At 39.2% G+C, this 16,741-nt stretch carries 17 protein-coding genes, 1 pseudogene and 1 other annotated feature; of the genes and pseudogenes, 11 read left to right on the top strand and 7 right to left on the bottom strand.

Features of this window, described 5'->3' with window-relative positions; genetic code table 11:
- Window positions 1-140 precede the first annotated feature (140 nt).
- From AC4CU3_RS18200 to nadS, 3 genes are all read left to right on the top strand, one after another.
- The gene (locus AC4CU3_RS18200) at window positions 141-1,475 is read left to right on the top strand and encodes an ISNCY family transposase (protein ID WP_279045267.1); all 1,335 of its coding nucleotides are present in this window, start codon (window positions 141-143) and stop codon (window positions 1,473-1,475) included.
- Between the two features lie 130 nt (window positions 1,476-1,605).
- The gene (locus AC4CU3_RS18195) at window positions 1,606-1,926 is read left to right on the top strand and encodes a type II toxin-antitoxin system RelE/ParE family toxin (RefSeq protein ID WP_039253786.1); all 321 of its coding nucleotides are present in this window, start codon (window positions 1,606-1,608) and stop codon (window positions 1,924-1,926) included.
- Complete coding sequence (gene nadS / locus AC4CU3_RS18190) at window positions 1,919-2,191, top strand: NadS family protein (RefSeq protein ID WP_000369781.1); 273 nt, start codon at window positions 1,919-1,921, stop codon at window positions 2,189-2,191. Before AC4CU3_RS18195 ends, nadS begins: the two co-directional genes overlap by 8 nt.
- A gap of 93 nt (window positions 2,192-2,284) precedes the next feature.
- Here the strand turns inward: nadS and AC4CU3_RS18185 are convergent, their stop codons facing one another.
- Window positions 2,285-3,619 carry an ISNCY family transposase gene (locus AC4CU3_RS18185; protein ID WP_279045258.1) on the bottom strand — a complete coding sequence of 445 codons (1,335 nt, stop codon included), beginning with the start codon at window positions 3,617-3,619 and terminating at the stop codon, window positions 2,285-2,287.
- A gap of 164 nt (window positions 3,620-3,783) precedes the next feature.
- On the opposite strand from AC4CU3_RS18185, the gene AC4CU3_RS18180 reads away from it, so the two are divergent.
- From AC4CU3_RS18180 to AC4CU3_RS18170, 3 genes are all read left to right on the top strand, one after another.
- Window positions 3,784-4,311: a plasmid pRiA4b ORF-3 family protein gene (locus AC4CU3_RS18180; RefSeq protein WP_000537572.1), complete on the top strand. Its 528-nt coding sequence runs from the start codon at window positions 3,784-3,786 to the stop codon at window positions 4,309-4,311.
- Between the two features lie 105 nt (window positions 4,312-4,416).
- On the top strand, window positions 4,417-4,665 hold the full coding sequence (locus AC4CU3_RS18175; RefSeq protein ID WP_044425274.1) for a type II toxin-antitoxin system HicA family toxin: 249 nt from the start codon (window positions 4,417-4,419) through the stop codon (window positions 4,663-4,665).
- Complete coding sequence (locus tag AC4CU3_RS18170) at window positions 4,662-4,997, top strand: type II toxin-antitoxin system HicB family antitoxin (RefSeq protein WP_035270373.1); 336 nt, start codon at window positions 4,662-4,664, stop codon at window positions 4,995-4,997. Before AC4CU3_RS18175 ends, AC4CU3_RS18170 begins: the two co-directional genes overlap by 4 nt.
- A gap of 138 nt (window positions 4,998-5,135) precedes the next feature.
- Here the strand turns inward: AC4CU3_RS18170 and AC4CU3_RS18165 are convergent, their stop codons facing one another.
- A complete protein-coding gene (locus AC4CU3_RS18165; protein ID WP_004762546.1) occupies window positions 5,136-6,590 on the bottom strand; it encodes a SulP family inorganic anion transporter in 1,455 nt (484 codons plus the stop codon).
- 157 nt (window positions 6,591-6,747) lie between these two features.
- Here AC4CU3_RS18165 and AC4CU3_RS18160 point away from each other — a divergent pair.
- Together AC4CU3_RS18160 and AC4CU3_RS18155 are read left to right on the top strand one after the other, a co-directional pair.
- Window positions 6,748-7,967 (top strand): IS3 family transposase gene (locus AC4CU3_RS18160; RefSeq protein ID WP_490738481.1). Its coding sequence is split into 2 segments (ribosomal slippage): window positions 6,748-7,024 and window positions 7,024-7,967, totalling 1,221 coding nucleotides; the frame shifts between segments, so codons are not numbered across the junction.
- Window positions 7,023-7,139, top strand: a sequence feature (AL1L pseudoknot). It overlaps the preceding gene by 117 nt.
- Before the next feature lie 238 nt (window positions 7,968-8,205).
- Entirely contained in the window at window positions 8,206-8,757 is a 552-nt protein-coding gene (locus AC4CU3_RS18155) for a hypothetical protein (protein WP_119686772.1), read from the top strand.
- 147 nt (window positions 8,758-8,904) lie between these two features.
- Here the strand turns inward: AC4CU3_RS18155 and AC4CU3_RS18150 are convergent.
- A pseudogene (locus AC4CU3_RS18150) lies at window positions 8,905-9,014 on the bottom strand (GFA family protein); the annotation flags it as partial.
- 525 nt (window positions 9,015-9,539) lie between these two features.
- On the opposite strand from AC4CU3_RS18150, the gene AC4CU3_RS18145 reads away from it, so the two are divergent.
- The 3 genes from AC4CU3_RS18145 to AC4CU3_RS18135 all read left to right on the top strand — a co-directional run bounded on the left by AC4CU3_RS18145 (window position 9,540) and on the right by AC4CU3_RS18135 (window position 11,517).
- A complete protein-coding gene (locus AC4CU3_RS18145) occupies window positions 9,540-10,874 on the top strand; it encodes an ISNCY family transposase (RefSeq protein WP_279045267.1) in 1,335 nt (444 codons plus the stop codon).
- 114 nt (window positions 10,875-10,988) lie between these two features.
- Window positions 10,989-11,234: a type II toxin-antitoxin system RelB/DinJ family antitoxin gene (locus AC4CU3_RS18140; RefSeq protein ID WP_000246755.1), complete on the top strand. Its 246-nt coding sequence runs from the start codon at window positions 10,989-10,991 to the stop codon at window positions 11,232-11,234.
- Window positions 11,224-11,517, top strand: a complete 294-nt coding sequence (locus AC4CU3_RS18135; protein ID WP_000221358.1) for a type II toxin-antitoxin system RelE family toxin — start codon at window positions 11,224-11,226, stop codon at window positions 11,515-11,517. The genes AC4CU3_RS18140 and AC4CU3_RS18135 overlap by 11 nt, the downstream gene beginning before the upstream one ends.
- Window positions 11,518-11,645: 128 nt before the next feature.
- Here the strand turns inward: AC4CU3_RS18135 and AC4CU3_RS18130 are convergent, their stop codons facing one another.
- From AC4CU3_RS18130 to AC4CU3_RS18115, 4 genes are all read right to left on the bottom strand, one after another.
- Window positions 11,646-11,975, bottom strand: a complete 330-nt coding sequence (locus tag AC4CU3_RS18130; protein ID WP_004827037.1) for a four-helix bundle copper-binding protein — start codon at window positions 11,973-11,975, stop codon at window positions 11,646-11,648.
- A 199-nt stretch (window positions 11,976-12,174) separates the two neighbouring features.
- Entirely contained in the window at window positions 12,175-13,107 is a 933-nt protein-coding gene (locus tag AC4CU3_RS18125) for an IS5-like element ISAba12 family transposase (RefSeq protein WP_053579251.1), read from the bottom strand.
- A gap of 110 nt (window positions 13,108-13,217) precedes the next feature.
- A complete protein-coding gene (actD, locus tag AC4CU3_RS18120) occupies window positions 13,218-14,444 on the bottom strand; it encodes a putative acinetoferrin export transporter ActD (protein WP_004781038.1) in 1,227 nt (408 codons plus the stop codon).
- A 52-nt stretch (window positions 14,445-14,496) separates the two neighbouring features.
- A complete protein-coding gene (locus AC4CU3_RS18115) occupies window positions 14,497-16,734 on the bottom strand; it encodes a TonB-dependent receptor (protein WP_171265368.1) in 2,238 nt (745 codons plus the stop codon).
- Window positions 16,735-16,741 lie beyond the last annotated feature (7 nt).

The following is a 16,741-nucleotide window of genomic DNA, read 5'->3' as shown; positions in this document are numbered from 1 at the left end:
GTTTTTTATATTCCATTTAACATAATGGCGGTTATACGAAGTACACTTGTTAGAACCCATTTAAAGTGTCTATATTCTCACCAATAAAAATGTCTGGTTTATGATGATTTTTATCACCATGGACTGGATATAAAATATAGATGCTGATCACTATGTCTGACAAAGAAATTCAACGTCTTGCAGTTCTGCAAGACGTTCGAGATCATCGTATTACCCAGGTCCGTGCTGCTGAAATCCTGAATCTTTCCACCCGTCAAATTACCCGATTATTGCAGAAGCTCAATCAAGATGGTGTTTCAGGTCTGGCGCATGCCAGTCGTGGTCAACCTGGTCATCGTCGCCATGACGACTTGTTAAAATCAAAATGTGTTTCCATTATTTCTGAACATCTGCTTGGATTTGGACCCACCTTGGCGCATGAGAAGCTCAGCAGCATGTTTGACCTGAATATCCCGGTAGAAACGGTTCGGCGCTGGATGACGGCCAATGACCTGTGGATTCCTCGATCCAAACGTCTAAAACGCCCATACCAGCCACGCTATAACCGGGATTGCTTCGGTGAACTGATCCAGATTGATGGCTCATATCATGACTGGTTTGAAGGAAGAGCCACCAAATGCTGTTTGCTGGTATTTATCGATGATGCTACCGGCAAGCTGTTGCATCTGCGCTTTTGTGAAGCTGAAACGACCTTTGACTATATGCTTTCAACCCGAGCCTACATTGAGCAATACGGCAAGCCCTTGGCCTTTTATAGCGATAAACACTCGGTATTCCGAGTGAATCAGAAATCCAGCCAAGACAGCAAGATCACGCAATTTGGCCGGATTCTGAATGAGTTAAACATTGATATTATCTTCGCCAATTCCCCACAGGCCAAAGGCCGCGTAGAACGAGCGAACAGAACCCTTCAGGACCGTCTGATCAAGGAGATGCGCCTGGAAGGAATCGGTTCGATTGCAGAAGCAAATGCATGGTTGCCCTGCTTTATTGAGCAGTTCAATCAGAAGTTCGCCAAATGTGCGCGAAACTCAAAGAACCTGCATCGGCCATTAACCGAATCTCATCTTGAACTGGATGATATTTTTACCTGGCAGGAACCGCGTAAGGTCACCAAGAATCTGACCCTGACGTATGACAAATGTATTTATCTGCTTGAACCGACAGAGCTGAATCATAAGCTTGCTGGGCAATACATTTCATTTCTGGAGTACCCGGATGGCACTGTGGCACTCATACACGAGGGACGAAAGCTCAACTACAGCATCTTCAATAAATTGGCTGGGCTACAGCAAAATGAGATTGTTGAGAATAAACGGTTAGGTTCAGTCCTGGCGCATATTCAACAGCAGCATGAAGAACTAGAAAAACAGAATAAACGTTCCCGGGCCAAGAAAAGTATGCCGAGTCGTAAAGCTCAGAAAGCTGTTATTGAACAAAGAAATTTAAATCCTGTGCTTGACTCTTGTGGTTAAAAACAGGACATTTTAAATGGTTTATCGCATAGACATTTTAATTGGTGAATAACAGAGAGAGCTACCAGCTCTCGTTTTTTGTTATGGAAACTGCTAAAATTCAAATACGCCATTGACGTATAAAGAGTCCATGTTATTTATTGAAACCAGCATCTTTACCAAGCAAATTAAAGACCTTGTATCTGATGAGGAATATCGTCAACTTCAGCAAGATCTTTTGGTACAGCCTGATAGAGGTGACCTAATCAAGAATGGCGGTGGTATTCGCAAAGTACGTTGTGCTCAAGGTAACAAAGGGAAAAGTGGTGGGATACGGGTGATTTATTATTGGGTCACCGAGGATGATCAGATCTTTTTCTTAGTGGCTTATCCAAAATCAGTAAAAGATAATTTAACAGATAAGGAAACCGCCATTCTGCGCCAACTCGTGAAGGAGCAATTTCATGGATAACAACTTATTTGATGACTTGGTTGCTTCAATCAAAGAAGCTGGAGCTATCAAACGTAAAGAAGTTAAAGCAAGCCGAGTTACAGAACTCGAATTGCCTGATATTAAAGAAGTACGTGAAAAAACTGGCTTGAGCCAAAATGAATTTGCTGCACGTCTACATATTAGCCCCCGTACCCTGCAAAATTGGGAACAGGGACGACGCTATCCAACTGGACCAGCAGCTACATTGATTCGAATTTTAGATGCACATCCTAGTCTTATTTAAAAAATGCATTAAAAATGGGAGCTTAGCTCCCATTTTTTGTGTTATTCACCAATTAAAATGTCTATGCGATAAACCATTTAAAATGTCCTGTTTTTAACCACAAGAGTCAAGCACAGGATTTAAATTTCTTTGTTCAATAATGGCTTTCTGAGCTTTACGACTCGGCATACTTTTCTTGGATCTAGAGCGTTTGTTTTGCTTATCCAGTTCTTCATGCTGTTGCTGAATATGGGCTAGAACTGAACCTAATCTTTTATTCTCCACCACTTCATTTTGTTGTAATCCAAGCAGTTTATTGAAGATGCTGTAGTTAAGCTTTCGTCCCTTATGCATCATGGCCACAGTCCCATCTGGGTATTCCAAGAATGCAATGTGCTGTCCTATGAGCGTTTGATTTAATTCTGTCGGCTCAAGTAGGTAAATACATTTGTCATAGCTAATCGTTAGGCTCTTCGTCACTTTACGTGGTTCTTGCCAGGTAAAAATATCATCTAGTTCAAGATTAGATTCCGTTAAGGGCCTATGTAAATTCTTCGGATTTCTCGCACACTTGGCAAACTTCTGATTGAACTGCTCAATAAAGCAGGGCAGCCATGTATTGGCTTCTGCAATGCTATTGATACCTTCAAGGCGCATCTCTTTAATCAGACGATCCTGAAGCGTTCTATTGGCGCGTTCTACGCGACCCTTGGCCTGTGGGGAGTTGGCGAAGATAATATCAATATTTAACTCATTCAGAATTCGACCAAACTGAGTCACCTTCGTTTGTTGTGTACTACTTTGATTCACCCTAAATACTGAATGTTTGTCGCTATAAAAGGCCAAAGGCTTGCCGTATTGTTCAATATAGGCTCGGGTTGAAAGCATATAGTCAAAGGTCGTTTCAGCCTGACAGAAGCGCAGATGTAACAGCTTGCCCGTCGCATCATCGATATAAACCAGCAAGCAGCATTTAGCAGCCCGACCTTCAAACCAGTCATGATATGAGCCATCAATTTGAATCAACTCACCGAGACAATCACGGTTATAGCGCGGTTGATATGGACGTTTCAGGCGTTTGGAGCGTGGAATCCATAGCTCATTAGCCGTCATCCAACGCCGAATCGTTTCTACTGGGATAGTCAGGTTAAACATACTGCTGAGCTTCTCATGCGCTAAGGTGGGACCAAAGCCCAGCAGATGTTCAGAAATAATGGAAAGACATTGTGATTTGACCAATTCATCATGGCGATGATGACCAGCTTGACCACGACTAGCATGGGCCATAGCTGAAACACCATCTTGATTGAGCTTCTGCAATAGTCGGGTAATTTGACGAGTTGATAGGTTCAGAATTTCAGCAGCACGGACTTGGGTAATACGATGATCTCGAACGTCTTGCAGGACTGCAAGACGTTGAATTTCTTTATTAGACATAGTGATTAGCATCTATATTTATATCCAGTCCATGATGATAAAAACCATCATAAACTAGACATTTTTATTGGTGAGAATATAGACACTTTAAATGGGTTTTAACATTTTGACTTCGCATAAGGTGTATTATGTTAATTTTAGATTTACTAAAACTATTTTTTGAGAACTAGGCTGTTATGGGAACTGTAAAGCTCAAATCTTCTGATGAAGTTTTTCAATTAAAAATTAGTCTGCTAGGTAGTGATCCTGAAATCTGGAGAACTATTCAAATTTCATCGGCAGCTACTTTATCTAGGCTCCATAAGGCAATTCAATCTGCTTTTGATTGGGAAGATAGCCATTTACATGAATTCACGACTATTAAGCATGAAAAGATCAATAAAAGACAAAAATTGAAAGAAGTTCTACGTGTAGGTAAAAAAATTATATATACATATGATTTTGGCGATTGTTGGGAACATTTGATTACTGTAGAAAGCAGACAATCTCCTGATTTAAATAAAAAATATCCATGTTGTATAGATGGTCAAAATCATGCTCCATTTGAAGATATTGGAGGAATTTTTGGATATCTTGATATTTTAGATGCATTACAAGACCCCAAACATCCAAGATATGACGATTACATGCAAATTATCGAGGATGAAATAGGAGAGATAGAGTTTGATCCGACCTACTTTAATTCACATGATATTAAGTTTTAAACCTGATTTAACATAAGGGCTGTTATACGAAATTGCAACTAAATATAGTTGCAATTATTATTTAAAAGTAACTATACTTAGTTGCAATAGCAGTAGGGCTGAAGTATGGGTAAAACGGAAAAGTTACTGGAAAAATTTGGAAATTCAAAAAATACATTTCCGTATAAAGATTTAGTCGTTTTACTGAATCAGCTCGGCTATGAAAAATTTGAAATGGCAGGCTCTCGTGTCCGTTTTTTTAATACGAAAACTGAACACATGATTTTACTGCACAGGCCACACCCTGAAAATGAAATCAAAGGTGGGGCTTTGAAATCTGTAAAACAGGCACTCAAGCAGGAGGGATTTTTATGAGCTATTTAAAATACAAAGGTTATCTAGGTACAATTGAACCTGATCTTGAAACAGGTGAGTTATTTGGAAAGCTTGCATTTATCCGTGATCTCATCACTTATGAAGCAGAAACATTAAAAACTCTTGAACAAGCTTTTCAGGAATCTGTCGATGGATATTTAGAGTCTTGTGCTGAATTAGGTAAAAAACCCGATCAGCCATTCAAAGGTACATTTAATGTCCGTATTAGTCCTGAGTTACACCGTAAAGCTGTTTTAGCATCAAGTGATAATTCTCTTAATGCTTTTGTAAGCGATGCGATTCAAGAGAAATTAATGCGTTTAGGTGCTTAATTTATTGAAGCCTAGATTGACATCTAAAAATTGAAAAAAATTAGTAAAAAAGGGAGCTTACAGCTCCCTTTTTTGATTTCGCATAAGGTGTATTATGTTAATTTTAGAGATTCTACATAAACGTAAAATCTCCTGCGCTTAGATTCTGGCATGTGTTCCATACTTATCAATCATGATAGAGCTGGCTTCATTTAAGCCACGCACAGTGACATTCACACCATTCTTTTGAAATTTTTTTACAACAGAATCAAGCATGGCGACTGATGTTACATCCCAAATGTGAGAATGGGTCAAATCAATAATCACATCCTTTACATCCTCTTTAAAGTCAAAACCTTGCATGAATTTTTCAGAAGAACTAAAGAAGATCTGACCTCTCAACTCATATAAACGGGCCATTCCTTCAAAAGATGCTGTCACCTGGATATCATTTTCAAGTTTATTCGCCAGGAACAAGGCTGAAAGTAATACGCCTGTTAACACACCCAAAGCCAGGTTATGCGTAGCAACAACTACAATCACCGTCGCAATCATGACGATATTACTGCTCTTAGGATTATCTTTTAACTGAGTGACAGAACTCCATTCAAAGGTACTGATAGAGACCATTATCATTACCGCTACCAATGCAGCCATTGGAATCACTTTGAGCCAGTCGCTGATAAATACAACCAGAATAAGAAGAAAAATGCCCGCAGAGAATGTTGATAAGCGTGTAAGGCCACCTGATTTTACGTTAATCATAGATTGACCAATCATTGCACAACCAGCCATGCCACCCATAAAGCCAGAAGCAATATTCGCAATCCCTTGTCCCTTACATTCCTGATATTTATCACTTGGCGTATCAGTCATTTCATCCACGATAGTTGCTGTCATCATCGATTCAAGTAAACCTACAGCCGCCAGTGCGACTGAATAAGGCAAAATAATCATCAATGTTTCAATATTCAAAGGAATATCTGGAATCAAGAACATTGGAAGTGTGTCAGGTAAAGACCCCATATCGCCCACGGTCCGTACATCAATTCCTAAAGCGATTGCCAATAATGTGATTGCAATGATGCAGACTAGTGGAGAAGGGAGTAATTTTCCTAATTTGGGAACCAGAGGGAATAGATAAATAATTGCTAAACCTAAAGCAACAAAAGCATATACATGCCAGGTCACATTAATCAGTTCAGGCAATTGAGCCATGAAAATTAAGATCGCTAACGCATTTACGAATCCAATAACCACAGATTTAGATACAAACCGCATTAACTTGGCGAGCTTTAAATAGCCTGCCAATATTTGAATCACGCCTGTCAAAATTGTTGCTGCCAGCAGATATTCAAGCCCATGCTCTTTGACCAATGTGACCATAAGCAGCGCCATTGCACCAGTGGCTGCTGAAATCATGGCAGGACGACCACCTACGAAAGAAATCACGACGGCAATACAGAAGGATGCGTATAGACCAACTTTAGGATCTACACCTGCAATAATTGAAAATGCGATGGCTTCAGGGATGAGTGCAAGACCGACGACTAATCCGGCAAGTACATCCCCACGGATGTTAGAGAACCACTGTTCTCGGACATTAGATAACATAAACATAGCCTGTTTTTTAATTTTTCAGATAGGCTAGTGATGTGATATATACAACACACAAACGACTACACCACATCACTAGACAGTGATGAGTTATTTACAGATTTTGAACCGTACCGGGTTTGTCGGAGACTCAATATTCTGAGAGACTATTCCGATGAAAAAACCAAACTATACCCCCGAAATTAGAGAAAGAGCGGTTCAATTACTAATTGAATCTGAAAAAGATTATCCTTCTACTTGGGCAGCAATCACAGCTATTGCTCCTAAAATCGGTTGTACTCCTGAAACATTGCGTGTTTGGTATTTAAAGCATATGGATCAACTAAATCCTGCCAAAGTACAACAGATATCTGACCAAGAAAAAATGAAGCAAATGGAACGTGAAATTAAAGAATTAAAGCGTGCCAATGAAATTCTACGCAAAGCAGCCGCTTTTTTCGCCCAGGCGGAGCTCGACCGCCCACACAAATAATGGTGGATTTCATCCATAACAATAAAGACTTATATGGTGTTGATGCGATTTGTAGGATTTTACCGATCGCAGCTTCAACCTATTACCGGACTTTAGATCTCGCGGACAATCCAGAACATCGAGCGAAACGGGATCTGCATGACCTTCATCATGCTGAACAAATTAAACGAATTTGGAAGGAAAGTTCAGGTCGGTATGGTGTACGTAAAGTCTGGCAAAAACTGAAACGTGAAGGCTATATTATTGCACGCTGTACTGTTGCTCGATTGATGCAGCAGCTAGGTATACAAGGTGTTTGGCGAGGTAAGAACAAACAAACCACCCGTAGCCGAGATGAACAAAAACGAGCAGATGATTTAGTGAAACGTAATTTTAATGCTGATCATCCTGACCAACTGTGGGTGAGTGACTTTACGTATATTCAAACTCATTCAGGCTGGGTCTATACCGCCTTTATTATTGATGTGTTCTCACGAGCAATTGTTGGATGGAAAGTATCGACACGGATGAATACAGATATGGTGCTCGATGCATTAGAGCAAGCCTTGCACGATCGAGGCATGCCAAAGAATGTGATTCATCATTCCGACAGAGGTGTGCAATATCTTTCTATTCGCTATACCAATCGTTTAGAAGCAGCAAATTTACGAGCATCAGTCGGTACAACGGGTGATTCATACGATAATGCCCTGGCTGAAACAGTGAATGGCTTATACAAAACAGAGGTGATTGAATATTTAAAAGCAGATTGGCAAGGTTTAGCAGATGTACAACTTGCGACACTAAACTGGGTAGATTGGTTCAATAAAAAGCGTGTACACAGTGCACTGGGTTATGTATCGCCTTTTGAGTTTGAAGCAATGTACTATGATAAGATTAACCCGTTAGGTCAGGTGGCTTAACTTAAATAAAAAAGTCTCCGACAAACCCGGTACGGTTCATTTAAGACGGTAAATAAACTTAAGGTGGCGCAAGTGTCATAAGATGAAGGAACTTTTTAGAGTTGATGTGTGCTGATAAAAACGGAGACTTTAACTTGGTAAAATAAACGTACTCATCAGAAGTTTACCATGAGAAAAAAACTGATAAGCGTATAATAAATAAAACACCATCAAGATAGATATGTGATTCAAGAAGAAAATGATAAGTAAAAATAAGTTACAAAGATCAGAGGAGTTTATTATCTTCGAAGAAGATGTAGTACGCTACGTAAGAGAATTTCCTTTTTGGATTCGGCTTTTTCTGCTGCCCTGGTCTCTGTTTTGTATTCCTTTCGTCTTGTACTATTTAGGCTTAGCACAATCGACAGATTGGACAAATACTCCAATTTTCGGAGTCATTTTTGCAACTTTCGGATTTTTGATCCTTCCTCTTGTTTTTTCAACTGTGATTTTGTGGTTTGCAATTTTAGGTGATTCAATTGATTTGACGTTAAATTCCATATCTAGAGAAATCATTCTTCAAAGAAAGTCTCCTTTTAGAAGCAGGCTAACACATTACCCCCTTTCAAATTTACAAGTATATAAAGTTGAACTGGAATCAGACTACCCTGTTTACGATGCTGCAATAGTTACACTAAGAATGCCTGATGGTGTCAAAGTCAGTATCAGTGCTTTCTCTCGCGATGAAGAAGCGAAATACTATATTCAGAGAGTGCGCAAACTCATCGCGATAGCATCAGAATCACCATAAAATCAGACACAGTATTTTTAATGCGCTGTGTAGACTTATTTTACTTTTGTCACTTTACCTTACAATGAACAAGCCATTTGGGATTATGCCAAGTATTCAATTTACTTACAGGTAAACCAAGTGATAGTTTTAATATACTGATAATGCTTAATCGATAGTTGGCATAAAAAGAGCAATTACATCTGCTTCAGTTAATTTTTTTGTATCATTGTTAAAAGTATAAAAATCAGGTTTTTATCTATAAAAATTTCCATATCGGAGATAAAATTGCATATGGTGGAGGAGAAGATTTTCCTCTTAAAAAAAGGAATTATTCATGGAAAGTAGAGGTAAGTGATACTTGCGATATATCGCAAGCAATTATTATTAATAAAATTTTTAAACCTCTTAATCCTAATTAAAAATTCAGGGGTAATAATGGATAATTCTGAACGATTAATTACAGCATTTTACTATTCTGTGGGTGGGGTCATCCTAGGTCTAGGACTAGCAATATTTTCCTCTTTATATCTAGGCTCTACGGTTAGTTCACCTAAAATTATAATTTTTACAGTAATCAGTTGCTTCGTTATAGGTTATTTATTTCCTAATATGGTTGGCAGTATTTTTAAATGGGTTTGGAGAATTTTTGTTAATTAAGCTCTATATCTACGCCTATTTAACATAATCTATATTATACGAAGTACACTTGTTAGAACCCATTTAAAGTGTCTATATTCTCACCAATAAAAATGTCTGGTTTATGATGATTTTTATCACCATGGACTGGATATAAAATATAGATGCTGATCACTATGTCTGACAAAGAAATTCAACGTCTTGCAGTTCTGCAAGACGTTCGAGATCATCGTATTACCCAGGTCCGTGCTGCTGAAATCCTGAATCTTTCCACCCGTCAAATTACCCGATTATTGCAGAAGCTCAATCAAGATGGTGTTTCAGGTCTGGCGCATGCCAGTCGTGGTCAACCTGGTCATCGTCGCCATGACGACTTGTTAAAATCAAAATGTGTTTCCATTATTTCTGAACATCTGCTTGGATTTGGACCCACCTTGGCGCATGAGAAGCTCAGCAGCATGTTTGACCTGAATATCCCGGTAGAAACGGTTCGGCGCTGGATGACGGCCAATGACCTGTGGATTCCTCGATCCAAACGTCTAAAACGCCCATACCAGCCACGCTATAACCGGGATTGCTTCGGTGAACTGATCCAGATTGATGGCTCATATCATGACTGGTTTGAAGGAAGAGCCACCAAATGCTGTTTGCTGGTATTTATCGATGATGCTACCGGCAAGCTGTTGCATCTGCGCTTTTGTGAAGCTGAAACGACCTTTGACTATATGCTTTCAACCCGAGCCTACATTGAGCAATACGGCAAGCCCTTGGCCTTTTATAGCGATAAACACTCGGTATTCCGAGTGAATCAGAAATCCAGCCAAGACAGCAAGATCACGCAATTTGGCCGGATTCTGAATGAGTTAAACATTGATATTATCTTCGCCAATTCCCCACAGGCCAAAGGCCGCGTAGAACGAGCGAACAGAACCCTTCAGGACCGTCTGATCAAGGAGATGCGCCTGGAAGGAATCGGTTCGATTGCAGAAGCAAATGCATGGTTGCCCTGCTTTATTGAGCAGTTCAATCAGAAGTTCGCCAAATGTGCGCGAAACTCAAAGAACCTGCATCGGCCATTAACCGAATCTCATCTTGAACTGGATGATATTTTTACCTGGCAGGAACCGCGTAAGGTCACCAAGAATCTGACCCTGACGTATGACAAATGTATTTATCTGCTTGAACCGACAGAGCTGAATCATAAGCTTGCTGGGCAATACATTTCATTTCTGGAGTACCCGGATGGCACTGTGGCACTCATACACGAGGGACGAAAGCTCAACTACAGCATCTTCAATAAATTGGCTGGGCTACAGCAAAATGAGATTGTTGAGAATAAACGGTTAGGTTCAGTCCTGGCGCATATTCAACAGCAGCATGAAGAACTAGAAAAACAGAATAAACGTTCCCGGGCCAAGAAAAGTATGCCGAGTCGTAAAGCTCAGAAAGCTGTTATTGAACAAAGAAATTTAAATCCTGTGCTTGACTCTTGTGGTTAAAAACAGGACATTTTAAATGGTTTATCGCATAGACATTTTAATTGGTGAATAACACGACTTGTAATGCAATTTGCATTACAATATTCCTAGTACATTAAATACTTGGGAAATATGATGGCTACTGTTAACTTCAGGATCGATGAAGCCCTTAAAGAAAAATCTTATTCAATCCTTAAAGAGCAAGGTATTGCACCTACTGATTTCTTCACTAGTATTCTTGAGTATGTTGCTACGACTGGAAAACTACCTGTCAAAAAAGCTTTGCTTTCGGAAGAAGATGAAGAATTATTAGCTCTTGTCCGTAAGCGCATTAATGATCCTAAAGAGATGTTTGAGGAAGTCACATTAGATGACTTATAAGCTTTTACGTCACAAGGACTTTACAGCAGAATGGGAAAAACTCCCTGTTGCTATACGAGATCAATTTAAAAAGAAACTAGCCAAAGTCATAGAGCAGCCACATATTCCAAAGAATATGCTTAGAGGCGATCTTGCAGGTTGCTATAAAATCAAATTATTAAAAGCTGGTGTCCGACTTGTCTATCAAGTTAAAGATGATCAGGTAGTTATCCTGCTCATTACCGTCGGAAAACGAGCTGATAGCATAGTTTATGACGAAGCGAAAAAGCGAATTAAAGACTAAAAATGGGAGCTTATAGCTCCCATTTTTGCCTTCGTATAAGGTGTATTATGTTAATTTTAGGAAAGGCTCTAGACTAGCAGAATGATTATGTTAGTCTAGAGCCATATAATTAACATTATTGAAGTATTTTACATGGCAATTTTTCGACATTCTTCTGCACACTGACGGCAAGCCTCAGCACATTTTTTACAATAATCATGTGAATGTTTTTCACACTCTTCCGCACAATATTCACAGATCTTAGCACAAAGCTCACAAATCTCTTTGAGGAAAGGTGAGTTATGTTGTTGCATACGCACACATAACTGACAAATATCTGCACATTCTAGACAACGTTGAATACATTCACGCATCATCTCTAAATCTTTTTCTTTTAAACAAGAAGTTGCACATTCAGTACAAATAAGTGAACAGTTTGTACATGCAGAAATACACTTTGAAAATTCCGTATTAATCATTTTTTACTCTCAACTTATATAATCAAAGAAATAATTAAAACATAATTTTTTTCTACTAATTATTTTAAATTATTAGTAAATGTAATACATAATGTTAATTTGTATGAATAATGTTAATTTTAACTAAATCTTATTTATATTCCAAATGGCTTTGTTGCACAAAGATTTGAAATGCAAAGCGCCCCTAATTGAGCCAAATTTAAGGCGTAACTTGGGTAAGTGGTCGACCTAATTCCGTAAATCTGTTAAGGACTGCTACACGTGCATGGATCTCATTCACTTGGCTATCAAAACTCCTTGCACTGAGTTTATCTCCTAATAATTTGATGCAATGCATCTTAGTTTCAACCAAACTTCGCCGATGATAGCCTGACCATTTTTTCCATAGTGTCCTGCCTAAACGTTTAATTGTTCGAAGTAATTCATTTCGCTCTAGCGAGCTACTCTTTGTATCTTTCCATGGTTTCGCATTTTTTCTAGGTGGAATCACCGCATGCGCTTGCCGATCTGCAATGACCTGACGGCATTGCTTGGTGTCATAAGCTCCATCGGTATAAACAGAGTCAATCCGCTCATCTTGTGGAATCTGATTAAGTAAATCACCAAGCACCTGTGAATCACTGACATTATTGGTTGTAAGCTGAACTGCTCGTATTTGTAGGGTTTTAGCATCTATACCAATATGAAGTTTACGCCATTGGCGACGATATTCAGGTCCATGTTTCTTGCGTTTCCATTCGCCCTCACCTAGAAACTTCATGCCTGTAGAGTCCATGAGTAGATGCAGCCCATCGCTACTTTTTTGGTAGCTGATTACAATATCAATATGCTTTTGTCTTCTACAAAGCGTGGTGTAATCTGGAGCTATCCAATTTAATCCGCAAAGTTTAATCAGACTTTGCACAAAGCCAGTGACCATACGTAAAGACAGACGGAATAAGGATTTAATCATTAAGCAGCATTGGATGGCTGCGTCGGAGTAGGTTTGATTTCGCCCTTGTTTGCCTTTTGATGGCGCATACCATTGCGTAGCAGGATCAAACCAAATGGCAATATTTCCGCGACTCATGAGTGCTCGGTTATATGCGGGCCAATTGGTTGTGCGGTAGATTTTGTGTGTAGGCTTCTTCATTTGAAAATTATATCGCTGAAAAAGCCTTTACAGATAGGTTTGTGCAACAAAGCCTTACGAGACTGCAATCATAAAAATTTAATATTCTCTGTCTTTCAAGCATATTTGATTTAGGAGTTAACCTTATTGCTTATCATCGTATTCTGATTTGAATAGGATATGATCAACAAGTAGACCGCCACTGTGACCATCAATATTAAGAGTAAATAAAAAGGTAAGTGAATGCCGAACTGATATAGAAAAGTGCTCAGTAAAGGCGCCACAATGTGACCAATCGCTTGAGTAGCTGTACAAATACTTGCCATTTTGACTTGAGCAGCTTGCGTAACAGATTGAGCCGCCCCTGTGGTAAATGCAGGCAAAAGGCTTGCCACTCCGACCCCATAAAATAAATAACTTATTTGAAACATCCAAATATGGATTGCACTTAAAGATAGGATGAGTCCAATAACCATGCTAAACGTACCCACCAATACCAAAGCTTTCAGTTTTAAATGAAGTACTTTTACAATCAGGATCTGAGTAATCACTAAGCTAAAACCAACAATGAGCATACATTGGGAAAAATAAATCGCACTTTGTTGTGAGCTTAAATGAAAATGGTCTTGAATATAAAAACCTGCCGTCATATTGAGCGTCACGATAGCCATATAGGTAGTAAATCCTAAAATAAGCCAAGGAATAGCTGGTTTTAATGAAAATGAATGCTCTATTTTTACAGGCTGTTTTTGATCCAATATTGTGTTTTGTTTACCCTCATCATGTTTAAAATACATTGTGATAATCAAACTAAAAATCACCAATAAAATAACTGCAATCCACATTGGCAATAAAATTCCACCGAACAATAACACTGAAGTTAGAAATGGGCCGACGATCATACCTAAACTATTCATCGCACCATACATTGCCATTTTTTGACTGCGTTGTTGTTCCTCTGTGACATGTTGCATGACATAACTTTGTAGACCTATTTGTGGCATAGCCATAAAACCACCAGTACTTGCTCGACTAATCACCAACAAAGCAAAAACTATCATTACGGGTAATGTTTGTTGTATTCCCCAATAAAGAATCGCTGTAAATATAGCCCAAGTAATGGTCATGCCCAAGAAACCATAATTCATTAATTGATAAGGAGTCTGTATTTTTTCCCCTCTGGCAATCAGAATAGATGCAATCGCCATACAAATTGCACCCGCTGAAACAATTACTCCGCCCTGTACTTCTGTTAAGCCAAGCTCACGAATTAATGGGGCAAGTAAAGGTAAAATCATTGAAAAACAAGTACCGTTGGCTAGAGTTGCCCAAGCCAATAATTTAAAATTTTGTTGCATAGGTAGTATTCATCAAAAGAAAAGGCATCTAAAAGATGCCTTCTGGATAAGATTAGTACTTGAGAGTGTAGCTCAAACCATAGGTACGACCTTGAGCAGCCAAGCTCGAAATATCGCCGTAAACCGTTGAAACTGCTTGGCTATAAACAGACTTATAGTCCGTATTCCACACGTTATATACACCAAAACCTAAAGTTCCTGGACCTGCTTTTGCATTGGCAATCACATCCATCACTGCAAAACCTTTGATTTCTGCTGGAGGACGAGTACTACCATTCGCAATCGCATCTTTACGTGCTTCATCCGTACCATCAATAGCCAAAGCTTGTACTCGTAAACCTAAACCATCATTGAATTGCCAGTCTGAATAAACCGTTGCTTTCAAAGGTGCTACACGAATTGCATCTAACTCTTGCCATTTACCATTTGAGTCTTTGAACTGACCACGTGTATAAGCTAAAGTCCCACCTACATTCCAATCATCTGAAACGGTATATTTGACATTACCTTCAATACCATACACGCGTTCATCTGTATCAATAACTTCAATTGCAAAACTTGGAGGACCAAATTTCAATGACTTATCAGATTTGTTATAGAACGCAGTGATCCCTGTGCTTAACGCATCATCTTGTAGACGCCAGCCCAGCTCAAAACTATTTACTTTGATTGGATCAATTGTTTGGTTACTTACGACAAAGTTTGCAGGGACATCTCTTAGCATACGTTGTACATCAGGTAAATTTGCACCTTGCGAGAAATTTGCAAACACCTGTTGTGCATCAGTTAAATGATAAAGTGCGCCTACATTAAAGAGTGTTGCATCATGCTTAACTGAACCACCTTTTAAGGTTTTAGCTTGGTATGTTGGAACGAAATCGGCAACCATTGCTTCAGAATATGGAACTGAGTCTTTAACATCACTATCGATGCGCTCATGACGAATACCTGCTTGTAGATTTAAGCGATCAGTTGCTTCAAATTGACTTTGTAAGAAGAAACCAAGCTTTTCAGTATCTACCTCAGGACCAAAAGCATAATTATTTAGGGGCTTAAACTTTAGACCATTACTACTGATAAAAGTATTTAGATCATAAAGTTGTGCTGTTTGTTTGCCATTTTCCTTATCGTAATCCACACCATAAGTTAGATTTAATGCACGTTCTGCCAGATTGAGTTTACTTTGAAGTGCTAAACGAGCACCAAAAACATCAATATCTGTTTCTGATTGGGTAACAAGAAATGTTCTTCCACCTGGAATGGATGCATGTGCTAAAGCATTTGCACTTGGGAAGAATCGCCCTTTTTCAGTACGATAATACGCCTCTGCATTTAAAGTCTGACCAAGAAAATCCTGATTTTCATATTGTGCATTTACTGCACTGCGCTTAGTACGTGGTTGAGTATCAAGCTCTAAACCTTTTACAGCTTTTTGACTAGGTTTTGCCCCTAGAAGTAAAACAGATAAGCCTGGACCATAATCAGCGCCATATTCACTGTCCTGCTCATCGTTATAGTATTGCGCACCGATACTTAATTTTTGCTTATCTGCCAACTGCCAGCTTAAACGACCATTCACATCTACAGTTTCAGTATCTTGACGATCTGTTTGTGCAACTTCTGGACCTACACGATCACCTCGACTATCTTGAATTTCACCGCGTTGTGTATAGCTAGCACCTATAAAACCACTCCAATCCCCTTGGTTAAATGATGCAGACTGAAACGCTTCATAAGCTAAAGCATCACTTTTGAAATTATCACCTGAAGTAACGCCGAGTTTGGTTTCAAAATTTACACCATCACCCGAACCTCTTTTGGTGATGATATTGATGATCCCACCTGTAGCACCTGCACCATAAATACTACTTGCACCTGACACGACTTCAACACGTTCGATCATGTCTGGGCTAATGCTATTTAATTGGCGTGAACTATCGCGTGAGCCCGTTTGCGGAACACCATCAATCATATATTGCACTGTACGACCACGCATGGTCATCCCATAGTTACTGGTCGTACCTGAACTTGGTGTTAAAGATGGAACCAACAGTCCTAAAATATCTGCGGTACTTTTACCAGCAGCAGCTTGTTTTGCAATGTCTTCTTGGCTAATACTGTAAACAGTTCCCGCAATCTCAGCGATACTTTGAGCTGAGCGAGTTGCTGTCATAACAATCGGTGCCAGTTGATTTACGGTTGAAGTCTGCTCGACATTTTGAGCATAAAGTTGCGTACTGATCGCCAAGCTGAGCAGTGTTAATGATGTCGAAAGTGAACGAACTTTCATAAATGAC

The sequence above is a fragment of the Acinetobacter sp. 802_lipA genome, assembly GCF_058242885.1.
This window is presented reverse-complemented; position numbering and strand designations above follow the sequence as displayed.